At 63.3% G+C, this 23,017-nt stretch carries 22 protein-coding genes and 1 tRNA gene; 11 read left to right on the top strand and 12 right to left on the bottom strand.

Features of this window, described 5'->3' with window-relative positions; all coding sequences use genetic code 11:
* Positions 1–262: 262 nt before the first annotated feature.
* The 3 genes from ACN2XU_RS16855 to ACN2XU_RS16845 all read right to left on the bottom strand — a co-directional run bounded on the left by ACN2XU_RS16855 (position 263) and on the right by ACN2XU_RS16845 (position 5,626).
* Positions 263–1,141: a hypothetical protein gene (locus tag ACN2XU_RS16855; protein WP_419411622.1), complete on the bottom strand. Its 879-nt coding sequence runs from the start codon at positions 1,139–1,141 to the stop codon at positions 263–265.
* Positions 1,142–1,472: 331 nt separating this feature from the next.
* Entirely contained in the window at positions 1,473–4,805 is a 3,333-nt protein-coding gene (gene carB, locus ACN2XU_RS16850; RefSeq protein WP_419411621.1) for a carbamoyl-phosphate synthase large subunit, read from the bottom strand.
* A gap of 224 nt (positions 4,806–5,029) precedes the next feature.
* On the bottom strand, positions 5,030–5,626 hold the full coding sequence (locus ACN2XU_RS16845; protein WP_419411620.1) for an SDR family oxidoreductase: 597 nt from the start codon (positions 5,624–5,626) through the stop codon (positions 5,030–5,032).
* Positions 5,627–5,887: 261 nt separating this feature from the next.
* Here ACN2XU_RS16845 and aspS point away from each other — a divergent pair, with 261 nt between their 5' ends.
* Positions 5,888–7,669 (top strand): aspartate--tRNA ligase, encoded by a 1,782-nt coding sequence (gene aspS, locus ACN2XU_RS16840; RefSeq protein WP_419411619.1) that lies wholly within the window; start codon positions 5,888–5,890, stop codon positions 7,667–7,669.
* An 88-nt stretch (positions 7,670–7,757) separates the two neighbouring features.
* Here the strand turns inward: aspS and ACN2XU_RS16835 are convergent, their stop codons facing one another.
* Both ACN2XU_RS16835 and ACN2XU_RS16830 read right to left on the bottom strand, forming a co-directional pair.
* Positions 7,758–7,991: a hypothetical protein gene (locus ACN2XU_RS16835; RefSeq protein WP_419411618.1), complete on the bottom strand. Its 234-nt coding sequence runs from the start codon at positions 7,989–7,991 to the stop codon at positions 7,758–7,760.
* 245 nt (positions 7,992–8,236) lie between these two features.
* Positions 8,237–8,956, bottom strand: a complete 720-nt coding sequence (locus ACN2XU_RS16830; protein WP_419411617.1) for a response regulator — start codon at positions 8,954–8,956, stop codon at positions 8,237–8,239.
* A gap of 148 nt (positions 8,957–9,104) precedes the next feature.
* On the opposite strand from ACN2XU_RS16830, the gene mce reads away from it, so the two are divergent.
* Both mce and ACN2XU_RS16820 read left to right on the top strand, forming a co-directional pair.
* Entirely contained in the window at positions 9,105–9,509 is a 405-nt protein-coding gene (gene mce / locus ACN2XU_RS16825) for a methylmalonyl-CoA epimerase (RefSeq protein WP_419411616.1), read from the top strand.
* Positions 9,509–9,802 carry a DUF1467 family protein gene (locus ACN2XU_RS16820; protein ID WP_419411615.1) on the top strand — a complete coding sequence of 98 codons (294 nt, stop codon included), beginning with the start codon at positions 9,509–9,511 and terminating at the stop codon, positions 9,800–9,802. Before mce ends, ACN2XU_RS16820 begins: the two co-directional genes overlap by 1 nt.
* 176 nt (positions 9,803–9,978) lie before the next feature.
* Here ACN2XU_RS16820 and ACN2XU_RS16815 read toward each other — a convergent pair whose 3' ends face one another.
* Positions 9,979–10,665: an EI24 domain-containing protein gene (locus tag ACN2XU_RS16815; RefSeq protein ID WP_419411614.1), complete on the bottom strand. Its 687-nt coding sequence runs from the start codon at positions 10,663–10,665 to the stop codon at positions 9,979–9,981.
* Positions 10,662–11,240, bottom strand: a complete 579-nt coding sequence (locus ACN2XU_RS16810) for a nitroreductase family protein (RefSeq protein ID WP_419411613.1) — start codon at positions 11,238–11,240, stop codon at positions 10,662–10,664. The genes ACN2XU_RS16815 and ACN2XU_RS16810 overlap by 4 nt, the downstream gene beginning before the upstream one ends.
* A 98-nt stretch (positions 11,241–11,338) precedes the next feature.
* On the opposite strand from ACN2XU_RS16810, the gene ACN2XU_RS16805 reads away from it, so the two are divergent.
* On the top strand, positions 11,339–11,596 hold the full coding sequence (locus ACN2XU_RS16805) for a DUF167 domain-containing protein (protein WP_419411612.1): 258 nt from the start codon (positions 11,339–11,341) through the stop codon (positions 11,594–11,596).
* On the opposite strand, the gene ACN2XU_RS16800 is transcribed toward ACN2XU_RS16805, so the two are convergent.
* On the bottom strand, positions 11,593–11,835 hold the full coding sequence (locus ACN2XU_RS16800) for a DUF8831 family protein (RefSeq protein ID WP_419411611.1): 243 nt from the start codon (positions 11,833–11,835) through the stop codon (positions 11,593–11,595). The two genes, ACN2XU_RS16805 and ACN2XU_RS16800, sit on opposite strands and share 4 nt — an antisense overlap.
* Before the next feature lie 171 nt (positions 11,836–12,006).
* Here ACN2XU_RS16800 and ACN2XU_RS16795 point away from each other — a divergent pair, with 171 nt between their 5' ends.
* From ACN2XU_RS16795 to ACN2XU_RS16780, 4 genes are all read left to right on the top strand, one after another.
* On the top strand, positions 12,007–12,747 hold the full coding sequence (locus ACN2XU_RS16795; RefSeq protein WP_419411610.1) for a M48 family metallopeptidase: 741 nt from the start codon (positions 12,007–12,009) through the stop codon (positions 12,745–12,747).
* Between the two features lie 121 nt (positions 12,748–12,868).
* Positions 12,869–13,132 (top strand): DUF6455 family protein, encoded by a 264-nt coding sequence (locus tag ACN2XU_RS16790; RefSeq protein ID WP_419411609.1) that lies wholly within the window; start codon positions 12,869–12,871, stop codon positions 13,130–13,132.
* Complete coding sequence (locus tag ACN2XU_RS16785; protein WP_419411608.1) at positions 13,129–13,431, top strand: DUF6455 family protein; 303 nt, start codon at positions 13,129–13,131, stop codon at positions 13,429–13,431. Before ACN2XU_RS16790 ends, ACN2XU_RS16785 begins: the two co-directional genes overlap by 4 nt.
* Positions 13,432–13,441: 10 nt before the next feature.
* Entirely contained in the window at positions 13,442–13,699 is a 258-nt protein-coding gene (locus tag ACN2XU_RS16780) for a DUF6455 family protein (RefSeq protein ID WP_419411706.1), read from the top strand.
* Positions 13,700–13,758: 59 nt separating this feature from the next.
* Here ACN2XU_RS16780 and ACN2XU_RS16775 read toward each other — a convergent pair whose 3' ends face one another.
* The gene (locus tag ACN2XU_RS16775) at positions 13,759–14,739 is read right to left on the bottom strand and encodes a complex I NDUFA9 subunit family protein (protein ID WP_419411607.1); all 981 of its coding nucleotides are present in this window, start codon (positions 14,737–14,739) and stop codon (positions 13,759–13,761) included.
* Positions 14,740–14,887: 148 nt separating this feature from the next.
* Between ACN2XU_RS16775 and ACN2XU_RS16770 the strand changes: the two genes are divergently transcribed.
* Positions 14,888–14,974 (top strand) — tRNA-Leu (locus ACN2XU_RS16770).
* 277 nt (positions 14,975–15,251) lie between these two features.
* Here the strand turns inward: ACN2XU_RS16770 and rtcR are convergent.
* Positions 15,252–16,814 carry an RNA repair transcriptional activator RtcR gene (gene rtcR / locus ACN2XU_RS16765; RefSeq protein WP_419411606.1) on the bottom strand — a complete coding sequence of 521 codons (1,563 nt, stop codon included), beginning with the start codon at positions 16,812–16,814 and terminating at the stop codon, positions 15,252–15,254.
* A gap of 175 nt (positions 16,815–16,989) precedes the next feature.
* Here rtcR and ACN2XU_RS16760 point away from each other — a divergent pair, with 175 nt between their 5' ends.
* A complete protein-coding gene (locus ACN2XU_RS16760) occupies positions 16,990–18,543 on the top strand; it encodes a vWA domain-containing protein (RefSeq protein ID WP_419411605.1) in 1,554 nt (517 codons plus the stop codon).
* Positions 18,544–19,141: 598 nt separating this feature from the next.
* Positions 19,142–20,554 (top strand): RtcB family protein, encoded by a 1,413-nt coding sequence (locus ACN2XU_RS16755; protein ID WP_419411604.1) that lies wholly within the window; start codon positions 19,142–19,144, stop codon positions 20,552–20,554.
* Between the two features lie 72 nt (positions 20,555–20,626).
* Here ACN2XU_RS16755 and ACN2XU_RS16750 read toward each other — a convergent pair whose 3' ends face one another.
* Together ACN2XU_RS16750 and ACN2XU_RS16745 are read right to left on the bottom strand one after the other, a co-directional pair.
* A complete protein-coding gene (locus ACN2XU_RS16750) occupies positions 20,627–21,712 on the bottom strand; it encodes an FAD-binding oxidoreductase (protein WP_419411603.1) in 1,086 nt (361 codons plus the stop codon).
* A gap of 5 nt (positions 21,713–21,717) precedes the next feature.
* On the bottom strand, positions 21,718–22,956 hold the full coding sequence (locus ACN2XU_RS16745) for an aromatic ring-hydroxylating oxygenase subunit alpha (RefSeq protein ID WP_419411602.1): 1,239 nt from the start codon (positions 22,954–22,956) through the stop codon (positions 21,718–21,720).
* Positions 22,957–23,017 lie beyond the last annotated feature (61 nt).

The raw sequence follows: 23,017 nt of genomic DNA, 5'->3' as shown, positions 1-23,017 counted from the left end.
GTTGATCGCGCGGGCCTCTGTCCTCGTGCCGCAAGACTAAAGCGCGCCCTTTTCGGGGCCAGACCTTTGCATTTCGTGTTGTATCTCATGGAAGATATGCCTGCGGGCGTGATGCAATGTCCAACAAGGCTTCCCAAAGAAATCTTAGGCTGACTTATGCACTGGAGGTCGGCTCCGCGGACAAAGCGGAGGTTGGCGGTTTTCGTCTTAGTGTCCGCTTTGATCGACCGTTCAAGACACCCAAAATAGGTCGAGCATCTGATTAGCGCGCGTCATGATCGAAGTCACGCCAAGGCATAGGGCCGGCGGCAGCGTCGAGTTCGGCGACAATTCGCGTCGCGGCCTCGTGTAGCTTTGAGCTGTCTGATCGCCCAAAATACCCTCGATCAACGATCCTTGCGGGGCGAGCAATTTCCTTTGAAACGTATCTCTCCCATTCATTACGTCGACCCTCATAGATTTCAGCGTGGATCGCCGAAGCGATTTTTCTTAGCAATGGTGCTTCCGCGAGATTATCATATTTGTCTTCAAGTAGGTCGGACGCGCCTTCAAGCTCGGTAAAGCCGCCCTGACCCTGTGCGTCCACGCATCGGGTGTAGAGCAAATCCTCAGTCTCCGGGCAAAGACCGTGCTTCTGAACGATCATTGAGATCGTCTCGCTTTGGTTTACCTCGTGATCCATATCCCAGAGTCGCAGGAACTGGGTGTAAACGGGCACAAAAGCAAGGTCTTGGATCGCGCACACAGCCGCACCAAATTCGCCCAGCTGCGAAGTATCACACTCCCAAAGGCTCTCGCTCCAAGATTGCAGCTTCTCCGACCGCTTGATGAGTGCCGTAACGGCGTCAAACCAAACCATGGCATCCTTGCGCAAGCCGGAGTCGGCGGCGATTGCTGCCCAGAAGCCCACTCCGTCTTCTTGCCACGGATCAAACATTCCTTGGTCCGGCCGCCAATTGCCTGTCGGGTCCAAACCAAAGTAGTTGATGTTTCGTTCTTTAAGAAGCTCTTCGATTTGACCCAGCAATGCAATCATTTCAGCCAACGCTGCACGCAATCCCTGCTGGGTGGTGGTATCGTGGCCGTTTACGGAATACACAACCTGGCCGTACCTTTGGTCTGATAAAAATTGAGATGCCATATGTCGTCCTGGTGGTTGAAATCGTTGGCATACTACGATGAAACTTGTCCTAAATTTGACTAGCGAAAAATTCTATCTGTCAACAGCAGCGCATTGATGCGATCGCGCCATTTCTGCCATTGGTGCAAGGCGCAGCATCGGTCACTGCGGGCTCGAAACGGACATTGCACTCAGAGCCCTTCGCGCTCATCTGCACCACGAAATGCAAAGGGCTGGTTTTCGGGGCGGGGCTTTTTCTTTTCTTACGAGATTTGCGGCCAGGGCTTCGCCCGTGATTTTCCCGAGACGTCCACTGGACGTCCCGCCCGCGCCGAGGCGCGGGTGAGGAAAATCACCCCTGCAACGACTTCACGACCAGTTCGCCCTCTTCGCGCGCCTTGATGGCGAGGGCTGCGGCGTGGGCGCCGGCGGCTGTCGTGAAGTAGGGGATTTTGTCGTACAAAGCGACGGAGCGGATTTCGCGGCTGTCCTCCACGGCGGCGTTGCCTTCGGTGGTGTTGAGGACAAGCTGAATGCCGCCGTCCTTCATCAGGTCGACCACGTTGGGACGGCCTTCGTAGACCTTTTTCACGGTCTCGCAGGAAATGCCGTGTTCGCCGAGGAATTTTGCCGTGCCGCCGGTGGCGATGACGGTAAAGCCGAGATCGGAGAGGACCTGTGCCGCCTCGACCATCTGTGGCGTCTTGTCGTCGTCCTTGATCGAGACAAACACCACGCCCTCGGACGGCAGGTTGTTGCCCGCGCCGAGCTGCGCCTTGAGGAAGGCGCGGGGGAAGCTGCGGTCCCAGCCCATGACTTCACCGGTCGAGCGCATTTCCGGCCCGAGGATGGTGTCGACGCCGGGGAAGCGGGCGAAGGGCAGCACCGCCTCCTTGACCGAGAACCACGGCATGTTGGGGTCCGCGAGGGTCATGGGGTCGGCCATCGGCACATCGGTGTCATAGTCCGTGGCCTCCGCATGGGCGGCGCGCAGCGGGAAGTCGCTGAGCTTTTCCCCGGCCATGAGGCGGGCGGCGATGGAGGCGATGGCGCTGTCGGTGGCCTTGGCCACGAAGGGCACGGTGCGCGAGGCGCGCGGGTTGACCTCGATGAGGTAGATTTCATCGTCCTTGATGGCGAACTGCACGTTCATCAGGCCGACGACATTCAGGGCCTTGGCGAGGGCGACGGTCTGGACCTTGATACGGTCGAGAACATCGGCGCCGAGCGAATAGGGCGGCAGCGAGCAGGCGCTGTCGCCGGAGTGCACGCCCGCCTCTTCGATGTGCTGCATGATGCCCGCGACGTGCACATCGGTGCCATCGCAGAGCGCGTCCACGTCAAGTTCGACCGCGCCGGAGAGGTAGCTGTCGAGCAGCACGGGGCTGTCGCCGGAGACCACGACGGCCTCGTTGATGTAGCGGCGCAGGTGGTCCATGTCGCGCACGATTTCCATGGCGCGGCCGCCGAGCACGTAAGACGGGCGGATGACCAGAGGGAAGCCGATGTCTTCGGCGATGGCGAGGGCCTGTTCGTCGGTGGAGGCGATGCCATTCTTCGGCTGCTTCAGGGACAGTTTGTTGACGAGGGCCTGGAAGCGTTCGCGGTCTTCGGCGAGGTCGATGGCGTCAGGCGTGGTGCCGAGGATCGGGATGCCTTCGGCCTCCAGCGCATTGGCGAGTTTGAGCGGGGTCTGGCCGCCGAACTGGACGATGACGCCGTGCAGCGTGCCGTTCTGCTGTTCCTTGGTCAGGATTTCCATGACGTGTTCGAAGGTCAGCGGCTCGAAGTAGAGGCGATCCGAGGTGTCATAGTCGGTGGAGACCGTCTCGGGGTTGCAGTTGATCATGATGGTTTCATAGCCCTGATCGCTGAGCGCGAAACAGGCATGACAGCAGCAGTAATCGAACTCGATGCCCTGGCCGATGCGGTTCGGGCCACCGCCAAGGACCACGACCTTCTTGCGGTCGGAGGGGCGGGCCTCGCACTCGACCTCGCCCATCATCGGGGTTTCGTAGGTGGAGTACATGTAGGGGGTCTGAGCCTCGAACTCGGCGGCGCAGGTGTCGATGCGCTTGAAGACGGCGGTGACGTTCAGATCGAGACGGGCAGCGCGGACGGCCTGTTCGGTGGTGCCGGTGAGGTTGGCGAGGCGGGCGTCGGTGAAGCCCATCATCTTGAGATCGCGCAGGCCGGCTTCGTCGGTCGGCAGGCCGTTTTCGCGGACGGTGTTCTCGGCCTCGACGATTTCGCGGATGCGGGCAAGGAACCACGGGTCGAACATGGTGGTGGCGTGGATTTCGTCGTCGGTGAGCCCGTGGCGCATGGCCTGGGCGATGGTGCGCATCCGGTCCGGGGTCTGCTGGGAGATCGCCTTGATGACGGCGGATTTCTCCGGCGCGCCCTCGATGGTGACTTCGTCAAAGCCGGTCAGGCCGCTCTCCATGGAGGCAAGGGCCTTTTGCAGGGATTCGTGGATGGTGCGGCCGATGGCCATGGCCTCGCCCACGGATTTCATCGCGGTGGTCAGATGCGGCTGGGAGCCGGGGAATTTCTCGAAGGCGAATTTGGGGATCTTGGTGACGACATAGTCGATGGTCGGCTCGAAAGAGGCCGGGGTCACCTTGGTGATGTCGTTGTCGAGCTCGTCGAGGGTGTAGCCGACGGCGAGCTTGGCAGCGATCTTGGCGATCGGGAAGCCGGTTGCCTTCGAAGCGAGCGCGGAGGAGCGGGAGACGCGCGGATTCATCTCGATCACGACCATGCGGCCGTTGTCCGGGTTCACCGCCCATTGCACGTTGGAGCCGCCGGTCTCGACGCCGATCTCGCGCAGCACGGCGATCGAGGCGGAGCGCATCATCTGGTACTCTTTGTCCGTCAGGGTCAGCGCCGGGGCGACGGTGATGCTGTCGCCGGTGTGCACGCCCATGGGATCGACGTTTTCGATGGCGCAGACGATGATGGCGTTGTCCGCCTTGTCGCGGACGACCTCCATTTCGTATTCTTTCCAGCCGAGCAGCGATTCATCGACGAGGATCTGGCCCACCGGGGAGGCATCCATGCCGGAGCGGCAATAGTGGATGTAATCCTCTCGGTTGTAGGCCACGCCGCCGCCGGTCCCGCCGAGGGTGAAGGCGGGGCGGATGATCGCGGGCAGGCCGACGTATTCCAGCGTTTCGAGCGCAATCGCGACACCCGCTTCGAGGTCGAACTTGCCTTTGGCGTTCTTGGGGGCGGTGACGATGGTGGCCTTGGGGTTTTCGAGGCCGATGCGGTCCATGGCCTCGCGGAACAGCTTGCGGTCCTCGGCCATCTCGATGGCCTCACGCTTGGCCCCGATCATCTCGACGCCGAATTTCTCCAGCACGCCCATCTCTTCAAGCGCGAGCGAGGTGTTCAGACCGGTCTGCCCGCCCATGGTCGGCAGGAGCGCGTCGGGGCGTTCCTTTTCGATGATCTTGGCGACGACCTCGGGGGTGATCGGCTCGATGTAGGTGGCGTCGGCAAGGCCCGGATCGGTCATGATCGTCGCCGGGTTGGAGTTGACCAGAATGACGCGGTAGCCCTCTTCGCGCAGCGCCTTGCAGGCCTGTGCGCCGGAGTAGTCGAATTCGCAGGCCTGCCCGATGACAATAGGCCCCGCGCCGATGATCATGATGGACTTGATGTCGGTACGTTTGGGCATGGGCTGACCTCTTGGCAAAACGGCAGGGGGCATGGGGCCGGTGACTCGGCGCCGACCCGCAAATTGTCGTGGGTTATAGACATGCGCCGGGTGGGTTCAACCCCTGTAACGCCGTTTCTGCCTGGCCCTTTGGGACGCCACGTCGCAGGGCCGGGCGCAGACACGAAAAAGCCCCCGACCGGCAGGCGGACGGGGGCGACGTGGCTGACTTTGTATCGGCCGGATCAGAGCGATTGCATCAGTTGTGTTTGCCCGGACCACTCCGGGTTCGTGACCGCATCGGCCAGAAGATACGCGACATCGCCGCGCGCGGCCTCACCGCCGGTGTCCACGTCATCGCCGAAGCGAATGTGGCGGCGGCCATCGTCATCGGTCAGCGCCACGGGGCGCAGGATTGCATAATCGAGACCGGAGGCCTTGAGGTGCTCGTCGGCGTCATGCTTGGCCTTGAGGTAATGCTCCATGTCGCCGGTTCCTTCGGGACTGCCCGCGCCGACGCTGGACAGCATGACGAAACGCGACACGCCGGACTTTTTCGACAGGTCCACCAACGCCCTGGCACCGTGCAGGTCGACCTTGTCGGTCATCTCGGGCCCCGTGCTGCTGCCGGAGCCGGCGGCGAAGATCACCGCATCGGTGCCCTCGGCCACGTCCTGCGGCAAATCGGTGAGATCGCCGTGACGCAGCTCGATGTTTGAGGGCAAGTGGCTGGTGTCGGAGCCTTCGCGCACGAGCGCGATGGGGGTGTGATTGCGGTCCTGCAGCGCGCGCACCACGCGGCGACCGGTTTTTCCTGTGGCTCCAGCGACGAGAATACGCATGGGAGGTCTCCTTTTCTGGATATGTCGGGCCTGATCGGGATCAGGGGCGGGGCGCGGTTCGCCCCGGTTTGACAGATCAACCCCCCGGACGGCATTGCGTTCCCCCGCCATGATCACGAAAAATCAACCAAACCGGGCCTATTCGGGGTATCGAGGGCCTCCGGAACGCGCCAAAGCGGCAGTCCCGGCTTGACTTCCGCGTGTCAGGCAGGTGTATCCCGCCTGACCCATTCCTTACGGCCTTTGACAAAGGATCCCGATATGCACGCCTATCGCAGCCACACCTGCGCCGATCTGACCAAGGACAACGTGGGCGACACCGTTCGCCTGTCTGGCTGGGTGCACCGCATCCGCGACCATGGCGGTATCCTCTTCATCGACCTGCGCGACCATTACGGCGTGACGCAGGTTCTGTGTGACCCGGACAGCCCCGTCTTCTCCGCCATGGAGAAGGTGCGCAGCGAATGGTGTATCCGCATCGACGGCGACGTGAAGGCGCGCGATCCCGAGTTGGTCAATGCCAAGCTGCCGACCGGCGAGGTCGAGGTTTTCGTGCGGGATCTGGAGGTGCTGGGCAGTGCCGACGAGCTGCCGCTGATCGTGTTCGGCGATCAGGAATACCCCGAGGAGACGCGCCTGAAGTATCGCTATCTCGACCTGCGCCGCGACGTCATGCAGAAAAACATGGCGATGCGCTCGGACGTTGTGGCCTCCATGCGCAAGCGGATGTGGGACAAGGGGTTCCGCGAGTATCAGACGCCGATCATCACCGCGTCGTCCCCCGAGGGCGCGCGCGATTTCCTCGTGCCGTCGCGCCTGCACCCCGGCAAGTTCTATGCTCTGCCGCAGGCGCCGCAGCAGTTCAAGCAGCTGATCATGGTGTCGGGCTTTGACAAGTATTTCCAGATCGCGCCCTGTTTCCGCGACGAGGACCCGCGCGCCGACCGCTCGCCCACGGATTTCTATCAGCTCGACATGGAGATGTCCTTTGTCGAGCAGCAGGACGTGTTCGACACGATTTCCCCGGTGATCGCCGGTGTGTTCGAGGAGTTCGGCGGGGGCCGTTCCGTGGATGCGCCTGCCGACTGGCCGCAGATCCCCTACAAGGAAGCGGCGCTGAAGTACGGCACCGACAAGCCCGACCTGCGAAACCCGATCGAGATGCAGGATGTTTCGGAGCATTTCCGCGGCTCCGGCTTTGCGATCTTCGCCAAGCTTCTGGAGCAGGACGGCACACAGATCCGGGCGATTCCCGCGCCGACCGGCGGCTCGCGCAAGTTCTGTGACCGGATGAACGCCTTCGCGCAGAAGGAAGGGCTGCCCGGGATGGGCTATATCTTCTGGCGTGATCAGGGCGAAGGCATGGAGGCGGCCGGTCCGCTGGCCAAGAACATCGGACCGGAGCGCACCGAGGCGATCCGCCAGCAGCTTGGCCTTGGGGTCGGCGATGCGGCCTTCTTCCTTGGCGGCAAGCCGGCGGCGTTCGAGCGGGTCGCGGGCAAGGCGCGCGATGTGATCGGCGCGGAGCTTGGCCTGACGGACGAGAACCGCTTTGCTTTTGCCTGGATCGTCGATTTCCCGATCTACGAGAAGGACGAAGAGACCGGCGCGGTCGATTTCGAGCACAACCCGTTCTCGATGCCGCAGGGCGGGATGGATGCGCTGATGGGCGATCCGCTGGCCGTGAAGGGCTATCAGTATGATCTTGCGTGTAACGGGTACGAGCTGGTGTCCGGCGCGATTCGGAACCACAAGCCGGACGTGATGCTCAAGGCGTTCGAGCTTGCCGGCTATGGTGCCGAGGAGGTGAAATCGCGATTTGGCGCGCTGTTCCAGGCGTTCCACTACGGCGCCCCGCCGCACGGGGGCTGCGCTGCGGGCATCGACCGGATCGTGATGCTGCTCGCCGATCAGCAGAACATCCGCGAGGTCATCATGTTCCCGATGAACCAGCGCGCCGAAGATCTGATGATGAACGCGCCGAGCGATCCGTCGTCCGATCAGCTCATGGAGCTGGGCCTGCGGGTTATTCCGCAGGACTGAGCCCCGGTATTCGCTTGAACCAAAACGCCCCGCGCCGGATCGGTCGCGGGGCGTTCGTTTTTTGCGGGCCGGACGGTGGCCCCTGCGTTCAGGATGACAGTTCGGCTGCCACGACAACCGACCCGTAGACAAAGAAAAGACCAAGCATGGTCAACGCGGCGATCCCGAGGATCGCAAGACGCGCCAGCTCATCTCGCTGTTTGGCGACGTCTTCGCCGGCGATTTCAAGCGTCCGTTGATTGACGCTTCTCTTAACCATTACCAAGGGAAGCAGCAAAGCAAGTGTCACTGCAACCATCACCAGAGCGGCTTGCGTACCCATAGCCATTACCTCCGTTGTTGATTTCAACAATAGATTGCAGAGCGAATGTGGCATGTCTGCGTTGCAGATATGGGGATTTAAAGTTTTATTAACCATTACAGCCCCGAAATCGCCGGATTCCAGGGCCGCACTCTTAACACCGGCGCCTGCGCCGATGTTTTCCTGGTGCCGCGCTGCCGGGCCCGGCTTAGGCAGCTGTCCCTGCGCTGCCCGCCGGGTGCCTGTCCCCCGGGCGGCGCGGCGATTCAGATCGCGACGCGTTCGGACAGCCGGTCCTGGATCAAGGCAGCAACGCGGGCAGTGACCGCCTGCAGAGGTTGACCACGGGTGCGCGCCTCCGCCAGATCGCGGGCGGCGGCTTCGAGCGTATTGTCCCCGGCGCTGTTGGCCACGCCCCGCAGGAATTGCGCGACATAGTCGAGCATACGCCCGTCGCCGCGCTCGTCGAGAACATCGGCGGCATGCGCCATGTCATCGCGATAAGACAGCGGATCGGGACGCACCGGATCGTCACTGACAAGGCGCGGGCCGGTGGGCCGCCGCTCGGGCGGGAGCGCGGAGAGGATCACGCTCTGGAAGGCGACGACGGATTCGATCGGCTTGGCGAGGAACCCGTCCGCCCCGGCGGCCATCGCCGCGTCCTGTGCAAAGCTGTCGCCGCTTGTCCCCAGGATCACATCGATTCGCGGTGTCGTTGCAACCAGATCCGCAATCAGGTCCGCACCGGAGCCATCCGGCAGGCCAAGATCAATCACCGCCACAGAGGGGCGATACACCTGCAGGTGCCTGCGCGCCGATTTGATACAGTCGGCCCGGCGGATGCGCGCGCCGGAGCGCAGGCACAACAAACGCATGGCGTCACAGGCAAATCGGCTGTCTTCAACCACCAGCACGGTCAGCCCCAGCAGCGGGCGCGTCGCAGTCGGGCGGCGGTACAGTTCAAGGTCGTCAGAGTAATCGTCCATGATCCTCTCCAATGGCAGCTATTAACCCATCGTGACCCTGAGTCGGTGAATAAGCGGTTAAAGGACGCACCGGCTTGTCCGACCCCGCCACCCAAGCCATAACCTGTGGCAAACTGGACACCCAAACGCCACCAATGGAGAACTCCGCATGATCGGTCGTCTGAACCATGTCGCCATTGCCGTCCCGGATCTGGACGCCGCCGCCGAACAGTACCGCAGCGCGCTTGGCGCGACAGTCGGCGCACCGCAGGATGAACCGGACCACGGTGTGACCGTGATCTTCATCGAGCTGCCCAACACCAAGATCGAATTGCTCTACCCGCTGGGCGAGGACAGCCCGATCAAGGGTTTCCTTGAAAAAAATCCGTCCGGCGGCATCCATCATGTCTGTTACGAGGTCGATGACATTCTCGCCGCGCGCGATCACCTCAAGCAAACCGGCGCCCGTGTGCTTGGCAGCGGCGAGCCCAGGATCGGCGCCCATGGCAAGCCTGTGCTGTTCCTGCATCCCAAGGACTTCAATGGCTGCCTCGTGGAATTGGAGCAGGTCTGATGGGTATCACTTCCGGCCTCGTGCTTTATGCGGTTCTTTGGTTCCTGACCTTCCTCGTGGTGATTCCGATTCGGCTTCAGACGCAGGGCGATCTGGGCAACGTGGTGCCCGGCACCCACGCCGGCAGCCCGGAAGTTCACAACCTGAAGAAAAAGGCCTGGATCACCACCGGCATTTCCGCCGTGATCTGGGCGATCCTGGCCTGGATCATCCTGAGCGGGGCCATCACCGTGCGTGACATCGATGGTTGGATGGCCAATCGGATGGCCCCGGCTGCGCAGACGCAGGACTAGGCCCCTCCACCGGTCCCGTACGCGGACTGGGGCACCCGGCACGGCCGCCGCGCCGCGCTGGGTGTCTTTGGTCCTGAAATACCTCGGGGGAGGCTCGCAGAGCCGGGGGCGGAGCCCCATTGCGCGCCGAAGGCGCGCCGGTCGCCTCGCGCAAGCGAGGCGAAACCCCGTCACCCTCAGCGATGCAGCCGGTGATAGATATGCGTGAAGGTCGCAGCCCCCAGCACCGGAACCAGAAGATTGACCAGCGGCACGGTCAGCGGCACCGCCATCAGCGCGCCTGCGGCCCAAACGGTCGCAAGGTTGCGACGCCACAGCGCCTTGGCCTCGATGCGCCCGACGCGCCGTGACGCGGCGAGCGTGAAGTACTCCCGCCCCAGCAGGAAGCCGTTCAGCGCCCAGAAGATAAACGGCGCAAAGGGCGGCAACAGCGCATAGAGCACCAGCGCCGCGATGTTGGCCGCAATCAGGATGCCGAGGAAGGACAGCGTATCGCGCAGCCCCTCTGCGAAGCCAAGCGGCTGTGCGGGCGGCAGTTGCGGGTAGTGGCGATCCTCCACCGCGTCGGCGACTTCATCGAGGAACAGCGAGGTGATGGCGGAGGCTACCGGCACCATCAGGAACACCGAGAGCACAAGTGTCAGCGGGATCGCGGCCCAGCTGATCACATCGTCGATCCATGTCACCTCGCCGATCCAGGGAAGCGTCACGCTGTCGCCCACCATCCATCCCACGCCCCATGCAAAGGCGAGATAAAAGCCGAAGAGCAGCAGGATGGTCAGGCCGACACCGCGCAGCAGGACGCTGCGAAAGCGTCTGTCGCCGAGTTGCGCAAGCGCGCTGAGAAAGGCGGAGATGATCATTCCTCGACCCAGGTGGTGATGGCGCCGAGGTCCGGGCGCGGGCGTTCCGGCGGCGTTGCACCTTCCGTGCCGATGTGGATCAGCCCGGCGAGGCTTTCATGCTCTGCCAGTCCCAGCGCCTCTGAGAGAAAATCGCGGTCGTGGCTGGCCCAGCCTGAGAGCCAGTTCGCCCCCCATCCGCTTGCCAGCGCCGCATTGAGCAGGGCGAGGCAGGCCGCACCGGCCGAGTATGTCTGTTCGATCGGGGGGATTTTGTCGCTGGGTTTCTGCACCTCGACGACGGCCACGCAGAGCGGGCTGGTCTCATAGGCCTGTGCGGCCTTCACGATGTCTGCCTCGTCCTTGCCAAGGCGCACCCCTGCGCGGCGGATTTCCTGCGCCATGCGCTGCATCGCCGCCCCTTCGAGCACGATGAACCGCCATGGTTCCAGCTTGCCGTGGTCCGGTGTGCGGGCGGCCGCAGTGAGGATCGGCAACAGCGCAGCGCGGTCCGGTCCCGGTCCCTTGAGCGTCTTGGCCGGGCGCGAGCGGCGGGTTAGAAGAAAGTCGAGGGCGGCTTGGTTCACGTCGGGCATGGCACTTCCAGTTTGTTCCTTGCCTCTATGTCAGCGCTCGGGCCAGGGGATTCAACCGGCAAGTTGCAAGATCCCGGCGGGGGCGCTAGGCCAGAGCCATGAAAACCCCCGATTTATCCGACCTTGCGGTGCCCGGCGCACAGATTGCCGTGCGGGTCACGCCGAAGGCATCGCGCAACCGGATCGAGCGCGCGGACGACGTGCTGCGGGTCTACGTGACAACGGTGCCCGAGGGTGGCAAGGCGACGGTGGCGGTGGTCAAGCTGTTGGCCAAGGCGCTCGGCATCCCGAAGACGCGGCTGGTGCTGGTGCGGGGCGAAACCGCGCGGGACAAGCTGTTCCGAATCGACCCTTAGCCTTTTGGCCCGGCGCGGCGGGTGTAGACCCCTTCGGGCAGCCCCAGCGCGGCAATCAAGTCGTTCAGCTGGGTGATCGAGAGGGTCACCGTGACCGGCGCATCGCGGCGCGGATCGAACTGTTCGATGGTGATGCATTCCTCGAAATTCGAAATAACCACGTCTTCCTGGAGCGGCGTCTGCCCCTCGTCGACGAGTGTGATGACGGTGGCGTCAAAGTCGTGCTCGATGCTGAACATGGGATCAGCCTATGCGCCGGCGTCCGGCTCCGCAAGGGCGGCGCGCATCGGGGAGCGCCCTGCGGTGATGGCAGCGGGAACACGGTTGCGGCATCGCCTCAGATCGGGTCTGGCCCCGCGCCGGAACGCGGCCTATCGTGCTGCGGTACGCGTCCATGATCCGGATTACCCATGAATCGTCTCTTGCCGCTTTTGCTGGTCCTCCTGGCCGCCTGCACGGAAATGCCCGCGCCGCCCTCCTCCGGCCGGTCCCCGGCGGAGGAAACGCAGCGGCAGGACACGCCTGCGGAAGCGGCGGTGCGCAATCGCGCGGGCCGCGCGGCCCAGCAGTTCATCACCGTGGTCGAGACGGTAGAGCCCGTGGCCGAGCAGGTTTGCCGGCAGCAGTCCTTCGGGTTGAACTGCAATTTCCAGATCGTCGTGGACGACCGCCCCGGTCAGCCGCCGAATGCGTTTCAAACCGTCGACGACAACCGGCGGCCAATCATTGCCTTCAATCTTGCCCTGATCGCGTCGGTGAAGAATGCGGACGAGCTGGCCTTCATCATGGGCCATGAGGCGGCGCATCACGTGCTCGATCACATCGGCAAGACCCAGCAGAGCGCCACGGTCGGCGCGGTGATCTTCTCCGGCATTGCCGCGCTTGGCGGCGCGGATGAGGCGGGCATTCGCAGCGCCGAAGAGCTTGGCGCGACGGTGGGGGCGCGGACATATTCCAAGGATTACGAGCTGGAGGCGGACCGGCTTGGCACGATCATCGCCGCGCGGGCGGGATATGATCCGGTGCTGGGCGCGCTGTTCTTCAACCGTATTCCCGATCCCGGCAACCGGTTCCTCGGCTCGCATCCGCCCAACCGGGCACGGATGGACATCGTGCGCCAGACCTATGCCGCGATGCAGCCGGGCAGCTGAGACCGCCGGCGCGTCCGGCCCCTCGCCCTCAAATCGCCCTCGTTGACCTGAGTCAAAGCGCAGTTTTCTGCGTTGCGTAGTCTTGGCGGCACCCGTCCGGACGAGAGAGGGAGTCGGATCAATGCACAACCGAACGACGTTGAAACGCCACGCGTACCTTGTGGACGAGATGGCCAAGGTCCAATCCGTGGATCTCGAAGAGCAGATCCTGCGCGGCGCCCTGAGCGTTTCCGAGCTGGAAGATGCGGTGCTGCGCTGCATCGGCTGCAGCCAGCCCTGCGCCTGCGAAGGATGGCTGGCCACGCAGCAGGCACCCGCGGCGGCCCCGCCGTCCTATTGCCGCAACACGGAGCTGTTCGCGGATCTGAAGAAAGCCGCGCAATGAGACCGCTGCGCGATCAGGCCGACGCGCGCCCGGTCCGCCCACTCGGCGCCACGCGCGCGCACTACTGGATGGTGCAGCGCATGGCCAAGGCCACCGGCGTCGATCTCGTTCAGGCGGCAGAGCGGGCGGCGCTGAGCCAGGACGATTGGGCGCGCATGGTGACCCGCTGTCGCGGCTGTGAATGGGTGCAGGGCTGCAGCCATTGGCTGGAGCAAGGAACCGATGCCCTGCGCCCCTGCCCCGACGGCTGTGCCAACCAGGGCGTATTTGCGCGGCTGGCGTGCGAAGAGGAGGCATAGAACATTGGCAATGATGCTTGGCGATCCGGCCCGACATTTTTTCATGACACGCAGCGTGGCACGGGTCATGGGGCTTAGTCTATATGATGCGGTGCAGAGCGGGGCTCTCAGCGCGGAAGGCTATTCGCGCATGGTGACGCAATGCCGGGGCTGCGCACTTGTCGAATCCTGCGAGGCATGGCTGGCGCGGCAGACGGCGCTGAGCGTCGCTCCGCCGCCGGGGTGTTGCAATGGCGCGGAACTGACGCGGCTGCAAAAAGCGGGCTGAACCCCTTCCAGCGCCTGAAAGACATAAGAACGCGCCCGGATCGGGGCGCGTTGGCCGTTTCAGGCGCGCAGGTTCTTTGCCGATTCCTTGATGGCGTCGTATTGGCCCGAGGGTCGGTACGGCCAGAGATATTCGTCCAGAACCGCCTCCGTCGCCATCGGGCTGATGCCGAGATCAGCAAAGCCTTTTGCCCCGTCGGAGACAACATTGTCCGATTTCAGTGTTTTCACCTGATCGCGGGTGATCTGCGCCGGGATCAGCCCGAAGGTGATGCTGCTGACCAGATCGGAGACAGACCCGATGATCCCGCCCAGCCAGAACGGCATGTTGAGAATCAGACGGCGGCGACGGATGGCGCCAAGCATTTCGCGGATCAGACCGGAGAAGCTGACCACGTCGGGACCGCCAAGCTCGTAGATGCCGCCCTCGGCCTCGCCCAGAACGCCCTTGACCGCGGCCTGCGCCACGTCATCGACGTAGACCGGCTGAAACTTCGTATTGCCACCGACCAGCGGGATCACCGGCGAGACGCGTGTCATCTTGGCGAAGCGGTTGAAGAATTCGTCCTCCGGGCCAAAGATCACCGACGGTCGCAGGATCACGGCGTCCGGCATATGCTCCAGCACGCCAGCCTCGCCCTTGCCCTTGGACGTGGCGTAGAGACTGTCGCTTTCGGCCTCGGCGCCGATGGCGGAGAGGTGGACCATGCGGGCGACGCCCATCTCGGCTGCGATTCGGGCGATGCGCCCGGCGCCCTCATGCTGGACCGCATCGAAGTTGTTCTTGCCACCCTTGTCGAAGGTTCCGACGCAGTTGACCACCGCATCGGCGCCGTTCATCACGGCGCGGACGCTGTCATCGTCGCGGATATTGCAGAAAACCGGCTCCACCTGACCCACCGCACCGTAAGGACGAACGAAGATTGCCTCGTTCGGGCGGCGGACAGCGACTCGGACGCGCCAACCCTCTTTGGCCATGCGACGCGCGATATAGCGTCCGACAAAACCGGACCCCCCATAAATGGTGACGAGCTTGGACATCTTGCGTCTCCTGTCGGTGGTTACCGGCTTTGAAATACCCCTCCGGGGCCGCTGCTGCAAGGCGCCCGAATGCCGCGTGCGCGTCTTTTCAAAAAGATTGTTGACACCCCCCTGTATGACGCTTAAACGCCTGCCTCACCAACCCCGTGCCCAGATGGCGGAATTGGTAGACGCGCTGGTTTCAGGTACCAGTGGCCGAAAGGCCGTGGAGGTTCGAGTCCTCTTCTGGGCACCATGGAAAGCCCCTAAGGTTCTGGCCTTAGGGGCTTTTTTGATTTTGGAGGTCGACCAATCCGATTTGCATCCGCGGTCGCGGCGGATCAGAGGTTGATGCTTGCCCCCCCTGCTCAACCACGCGAGAAAAAATGTCTCTTTCGCGATCGTGCGGTGCATGACCTTGCCGGAGCGTGGATCGCTGTATTGCAGCCCTGACGGCACGAAGGGTCGCGGCGCGCTGGTTCATGGCGCATTCGTCCGCTCCGAAGCGGCGATCAGACCATGGGATCACGCGCCTAGAACGTCCCCCATTCGAGACCGTATTTTGCGAGGTATTTGCGCAGCCGGTCGGCATCGTTGCGGCTTGCCCGCTGGGCGCGGGAGACGGCAAACAGGCGGCGGCCCGCGTCGCTGAGACTGGCCGCGGTGCGGCAGATGCGGATGACTTCGGCCAGCTGCACGCGGTCGAACGGATCGAGCGGCGGCGCATCGGGACCGAGCGCCTCGGCCACAAGGCGGGCATCGGTGTTGGCCTCCGCACTGCTCCAATCGACCTGCAGAGTCTCGATCTCCGTATCGACCATGGACCGGGTGATGCGGCCACGCGGCGCGAGGGTGCACAGGCGGCGAACAGATGCGCCGAAGTCGCGGAAATTGCCGGGCCAGCGGGTGGCCGGATCACGGGCAAAGCGCAGGTAGCGGTCGCGCGCGTCGGTGTTGAAACCGGTCTGCATGCCAAGGCTGCGCTCGGCCCGGGCAAGTTCGAACGCGAGGTTCGCCTCTATATCTTCCGGGCGCTCGCGCAGTGGCGGCAGGACAAAGCGCCACATACTGAGCCGAGCCAGAAGATCGGGGCGAAAGGTGCCATCGGCGGCAAGCCGGCGCAGGTCCCTGCCCGCGCCGGCAATCACGTTAAAGCGGCTGGAAACCTCGTGATCGGAGCCGATGGGATAGAAACGCCCGGTCTCGATCGCATGGAGCAAAACGGATTGCGCATCAGCGCCCAGCGCGTCGATCTCGTCGAGGAACAGCGTGCCGCCATCCGCCTCGCGCAGCAGACCGCTGCGTTCCGTGCCGGGCAGGCCAGTGTGACTGCGCCTTTGGCCAAAGAGCGTCGCCATGGCGTCCGGCCCGTTCAGCGTGGCGCAGTTGACATGGACAAGGCGCCCTTTGACGCGGCGGCGGTCCAGTTTGAGATTGTGGATGCGGTCGGCCAGCTCGGTCTTGCCCGTGCCCGTCTCGCCCAAAAGCAGGATCGGCGCGTCCGATTGGCTTGCCACCAGTTCGATGCGGTCGATCAGGGCGTTGTAGACCGGGTTCTTCGTCGCGATACCGCCCTTGAGTTGGTCGCTGTATTCGCGGGACAGTTCGTCGAAGCGCTGTTGCAGGGCGTTGTAGCGCGACAGGTCGAGGTCAATCACGTCCATCGTGCCGATCGCTGCCTCGCCGCGGGGCGGGCCGGTCTGGATCAGGTGGGCGGGGACGTGGCGGCTTTCGGTCAGCAGGAACCAGCAGATCTGCGCGACGTGGGTGCCGGTGGTGAGATGCACGTGATAGCGCTCGCGGTCTTCATCGAAGCCGTAATCGCGGGCAAAGTCGAAGAGCTTGCCATAGACCTCCTGAAAGTCCCACGGGTTATCGAGATCGAATTGATGCAGCAGGACTTCGGTGTCAGGCGACAGGGCGCGCAACTCCTGCGCCGTGCCATGGGCGAGACGGCTGAATTTGGTGTCATAGAGCAGTTCGAGCCTGTCGACGGCGAAACCGTCTTGCTCGAGCAGGCTGCGAGTCGGCTTCCAGCGACGCTTTTTGCCCGCGTCGAGCTGTGATCCGAGGAAGCCAATGACGACGTTTCTCATACACCCTATCCAGAATGATAAATCTCGATACATTTGGATCGTATAGATTTTGACGTGGCACGGCAAACGCCAAAATACCAAACACTATCAATGCCTTGTGCGCTTCTTCGATTTGTTTCGGACCTGCCCGTTCTTCATGGCAAAACAAGCTCACCAAAGAGAAGGACGAGAGACAATGGCAAACAAATCCGTGTTTGCATCGATGAAAGGCCGGTTCGCCAAGGCAACCGCGAGGAACGCCGAAGGCGCGCCGGCCTACCGCTACACCGATGCGCATGCCTTGGCGCAGGTGGCCGTGACCGGCACCTTTGGGGGCATGTTCTACACCAACCCGGCGGACGAATTGGACTATGTTTTGGATCTGGCCGAAACGGTCGATCCGCTGTTCCTCGGGCAAACGGCGATTTATGCCCGCGAGACGGGGTACATGAAGGACATGCCGGCGGTTCTTCTGGCGGTGCTGGCCCGGCGTGATCCGCCGCTGTTCCGCGCGGTTTTCCCCCGTGTCGTGACCAACGGCAAGATGCTGCGCAATGTGGTGCAGGTCATCCGCTCCGGAACCACGGGGCGCAAGTCGCTTGGCTCGGCGCCGAAGGCGATGGTGCAAAACTGCCTGAACGGGGCGTCCGATCGGGCGCTTCTGAACGCCAACATCGGCAATGACCCGTCGTTGGCGGATGTCATCAGGATGGTGCACCCGAAGCCGGTGTCGAAAGAGCGCGAAGCGCTGTTTGCCTGGATCGTGGGCCGCCCGTGCGAGGCCCGTCTGCTGCCGCAGGCGGTTCAGGACTGGATGGCGTTTTCGAAGGCGGGCGAAGGTCCGGTGCCGGACGTGCCGTTCCAGATGCTGACGCAGCTTCCGCTGTCGCCGCAGCACTGGGCGGGGGTGGCTCGCAAGGGATCGTGGCAGATGGTGCGTCAGGGTCTGAACACCTTCCTGCGTCGCGGCGCCTTCGATGTGCCAGGAACGGTGGAGCATGTGGCCGCTTTGCTGCTCGATCCGGAGGCGATCAGAAAGGCGCGTGCCTTTCCGTACCAGTTGATGGTCGCGGCGCAGCACGTCTCCCCGGAGATGCCGGAGGCCATCGTGGACGCGCTGCATGAGGCGATGGAAATCGCGGTGCAGAACGTGCCGAAGGTCGCGGGTCAGGTTGTTGTCTGTCCGGACGTGTCCGGCTCCATGCTGTGGCCGGTGACAGGCTACCGTTTGGGCGCGACGTCCAGGGTCCGCCATGTGGATGTGGCAGCCTTGGTCGCGGCGGCGTTCCAGCGGGTGAACCGTGGCTGCACGGTGCTGCCGTTCGAGGTGAAGGTTCGGGATCTGCGTCTGCGCAAGCAGGATTCGATCCTGACCAATGCCGAGCGTCTGGCCGCGCTGGCGGGGGGCGGGACAAACTGTTCCGCGCCGCTGAAGTGGCTGAACGATCGTGGGCGCGCCCCGGACCTCGTGGTCTTCGTGTCCGACAACCAATCCTGGGTGGATGCCGGGAACGGGCGTCAGGGCACGGCGATGATGCGCGAATGGGCGCTGATCAAACGGCGCAACCCGAAGGCGCGTTTGGTCTGCATCGATATCGCCCCTTATGGGACGACGCAGGTGCAGACGCGCGACGACGTGCTGAATGTCGGCGGCTTCTCCGATGTGGTCTTTGACCAGATCGCGGCGTTTGCCGAAGGGCGCACCGGCGGCGACCACTGGGTCCGCGAGATCGAAAGGATCGCGGTTTGAGATGAGGCCCCGGATCAGGTCCGGGGCTGCGAAGAGAACGCGTCTGGCGGCGGGAGACTGCCGCCAGACATTGGAAAAATGAACACTTCGGGCGGAATGCCTGCGGGATTACAGCTTCAACCTGTCAAAGATCTCGCAAGACCCTTGTCCGCCTGACCCAAAAACGAAGGAAGAAACTCGGCGAATGCCGGTGGAACTACAGCGCTGTTAACGCCCGGGTTGCGGGTTCGAGTCCCGTCGCGGCCGCCATACCGTTATGGCCGCGTAGCTCAATTGGTAGAGCAGGTTTGTTTCACCAAACACCTTGTCGCCGAGGTTATAGAACACGAAGGACACCTCCCGGCGAATGCCGACGGAACTACATGGCTCCACTTTCCGGACAGGCCGAGCGGGTTCGACTCCCCTCCTTGCCGGCGCCCATATGGCAAACGCATTCGCCCATTTCGGATGCGGGGCGGGCCCCGGATTGTTTCGTCACAGGGCGCGCTGCGCCCGATTTGTCGCCGGGAGCAAAAACGCGGGGCATGTCCGCGGGGCGATCAGAGACGGATTCATTGGCTGTGACGGCCTTGTCCCGGTTTGGATGGAAGGAAAGAGTATGAGTGAGACGATGACATATGACCCCGTGACGGGCGAGCACCTCAAGGACTGGGGGCATCGGCCCGGCAAGCAATTTCCGGAACTGCTGGAGCGCGCCAATGCGCTGCGGGCCGAAGGCTATGGTTTGGTGAAAATCCGGATGGAACTGGAGGGGGAGATCCCGCCGGTGCCGGATACGCTGGACCTGCGCGCGCATGGCGCGGTGGCGTTTCATGAGAACATCGAGTTCGAGGGCGCGGATGAGGAGGACAATGTCCAAAAGGTCCGCGAGACGATGACCGAGTTGATGCGCACCCCGACGATCGAGGCCGGGGCGATCATGCCCGATGCCTGCCCCGCGGGGCCTGTGGGGACGATCCCCGTGGGCGGCGTGGCGGCGGCGCGCAATGCGATCCATCCGGGGATGCATTCGGCTGACATTTGCTGTTCGGTGATGATCACCGATCTGGGCGATGCGGACCCGAAGGCGGTGCTGGATGCAGCCACGAGCGTGACGCATTTCGGCCCCGGCGGGCGGGCGCAGGGCAAGCGGTTCACCACATCGCTCAAGCTGCTGGATGCGTTCCGGGAGAACGTTTTCCTGGATAACCCGAAAAGCCTGCGCATGGCGCAGGAACATATGGGCACGCAGGGCGACGGAAACCATTTCCTGTTCGTGGGGCGCTCGCGCAAGACCGGGCGGACGGCGATTGTCACCCATCACGGCTCGCGGGGGCCGGGGGCGGTTCTGTACAAAAACGGCATGGCCGTGGCCGAACGGTTCCGCAAGCTGCTCTCGCCCGGGACGCCGAAGCAAAACGCCTGGATTCCGGCGGATACGGAGGAAGGCCGGGCCTACTGGGAGGCGCTGCAACTGATCCGCAAGTGGACAAAAGCCAACCACAACGCGATCCATCAGGCAACCGTGGAGGCGGCCCGGGCCGATGTGGGAGACCGCTTCTGGAACGAGCATAACTTCGTCTTCAGGCGCGGCGATCTCTACTACCACGGCAAGGGGGCGACCCCTGCATGGGATGGCTATGCGCAGGATGCGACGGGGCTGACGCTGATCCCGCTGAACATGTCCGAGCCGGTGCTTGTCGTCAAAGGCAGGGATGCGGGGCATGGCCTTGGGTTCAGCCCGCATGGCGCGGGGCGCAACTTCTCGCGCTCCGAGCACAAGCGGCGCATGGGGTCTGTGACGCCGGATGAGATGCTGCGGACGGAGACGGCGGGGCTGGACATCCGGTTCCATGCGGGCGCTGTCGATGCCTCGGAACTGCCGTCGAGCTACAAGAGCGCAGCAAGCGTGGTTCGCCAGATCAAGCAGTATGATCTTGCCACGATCGAGGACTACATCGACCCCTACGGCTGTATCATGGCGGGGGACGTCCCGCCGTTCTGGAAAAACAGGAAAAAGGGGCGGCGCTGACAACGCGCCGTCCTTTGGGTCGCCCCCATGGGCCAGGGCTCTCGCGACAGGCGCGCGTCCAGGTCAAACCGATCAGATATCGACCGTGACCGCCCCAATGGGATTGGAGCAGCAGGCAAGGATGAATCCGGCGTCGATGTCGTCCTGGGAAATGCCGCCGTTGTGGACCATATGGACCTGCCCCGAGAGCTTCTTGACCTTGCAGGTGCCGCAAACGCCAAACGTACAGCCCGACGGAATATTCAGCCCCGCCCCCTTGGCCACGGCAAGAACCGTATCGGTTTCCGTACAATCCGCTGTCACATCGGACGCGGCGAAGGTGACACTGGCCTCTGCCGCATCATCGAGCACGACATCATCCGTCTCCGGCAATTGCGCTTCGGTCTTGACCGGCGCCTGGAAGCTCTCCTGATGGTAGCGGTCCATGTCATAGCCAAGACCGATCAGCATCTCGCGCACCGCAGCCATGAAAGGCTCTGGCCCGCAGCAATAGACATCGCGTTCCAGGTAATCGCTGGCGATCAGGCCAATCATGATCTGATTGAGGCGCCCGCGCAGACCGGTCCAGACCTGATAGGGGTCGTCTTCTTCAACAATGAAATGCAGCTTCATCTGCGGCACGCGCGAGGCCATGTGCTCCAACCGTTGGCGTCCGATGATATCGGAGGGCCGCCTGGCGCAATTCAGAAAGACCACGTCGATCCCGGTGCCGCGATCATACAGGTAGGTGGTCATCGACAGCGACGGCGTGACGCCGGAGCCTGCTGAAATGAAAAGATACTTCCTGGTATCCCGGGTCGGGAGGGTGAAGATGCCCGCCGGGCCGGTGGCCTTGATCCGCATGCCTGGCCGCAGGTGATCAAGCATCCAGCGCGTGCCGATGCTGCCTTCCTGCGCCTTGACCGTGACCGTGAGCGACAGCGGCCGCGAGGGCGACGAGGAGATCGTATAGGTCCGCCAGACCGTGCCGCCGGGCACCGGCAGCTCCAGCGTCAGGAACTGGCCCGGCAGATATTTGAACATGCTGCCGCTGGGCGCGACAAAACCGAAGGTCGCCGTGTTCGGCGCTTCGGGCACGACCGAGCAGCATTCCAGCGGCTCATCGTCGGTCCAGATGCCGCTGTCCGCGTCGGCGGTAAAGGTGTTGTCGAGGCTCATGGCTGTCACTCCGCCGCAACGGCCGCAGGGCCGGTGATCGCACGGATCAGCGTCCTTGCGTACCAATCCACGAACTGCATGTTGCCGGCTTCTTGGGTCGGCGAATAGGGGCCGGGTTCATAGGCGGGCGAGAGGATGCCGCGCTGGTTGTTTTCGACGACCTCGCGGTCCTCGTCGTTGGTGGCGATCCAGACTTCGGTCAGCCGATTGAGGTCGTAATCCCGCCCCTCGACCGCGTCCTTGTGAACCAGCCACTTGGTACAGACCTCGGTTTGCATCGCGCTGATCGGTGTGACGCGGAAGACAATCGCGTGATCGGACAGGAAGTGGTTCCACGTGCCCGGATATTTGTACTTGAGCAGGCTCCCGGCGTCCTTGAACGGCAAGGAGGAATTGGGCAGGGACACGGCAACCTTGCCATCCATGGTGTAACTCTCGCCGCCGCCGAGCAGAGGGGTGCGCACAAACCGCCAATCGCCCTGATCGGCCTCGACAAAGGCTGTCGCCGCCCCCGCAGCCGCGCAGCGTTCGGCATGGCGGGCCTGAAGCTCCGACATCTCGCCTTGCTCATCCTTGCTGATCAGGCGTGGATCTTCGGGAAAGGTGCGGCAGAGCGAGGGATGGTTGCCGGAGCAATGATAACACTCCCGGTTGTTCTCCCAGACCAGCTTCCAGTTGCCCTCCTCGATGATCGTGCTTTCGAAGGCGACCTTGGAGTTTTCCAGATCATGCGGCGACATATAGCGCGTGGCCTGTGCTTCGAGGCCGGACAGATCAGGCGCGTGCTCCGCAAGGCAGATGTAGACCATCCCGCGCACATTGCGGCAGTGGACCGGCTTCAAACCATGTTTGGCCGGGTCGAAATCCGGTCCCATGTCGCGCGCCCAGAGCAGGCGACCATCGAGTTCGTAGGTCCATTGGTGATAGGGGCAGACGAGCTTGGGGTTCGTCCCCTTCTTCGTCTTGCACAAAACCGAACCCCGATGGCGGCAGGAATTGTGGAACGCCCGGATCGCACCGTCGGTCCCGCGTACGATGACCACGGAATAGGCCCCGACCTCGTGAACCACATAGTCGCCGACCTTGGGGATCTCGCAGGCCGGAATGGAGAAGAGCCAGTCGCGGTACCAGATCTTCTCCAGATCGACCTGAAACACGCCGGGATCGCAGTAAAGGTCCTGTGGCAGGGAATGAGCGGGCTTTCGGCGCATGAGCTGGGCCAGAACATCCGGTTCACGCAGCATGAGGCATCTCCTGTGGGGCGCCGGACAGAGGGGACAGTGCCCGCACTGGCCTGAACGAGGC

The sequence above is a fragment of the Pacificoceanicola niger genome (assembly GCF_048553275.1).
In the GTDB taxonomy this organism is placed as follows: Bacteria; Pseudomonadota; Alphaproteobacteria; order Rhodobacterales; family Rhodobacteraceae; genus Pacificoceanicola.
This window is presented reverse-complemented; position numbering and strand designations above follow the sequence as displayed.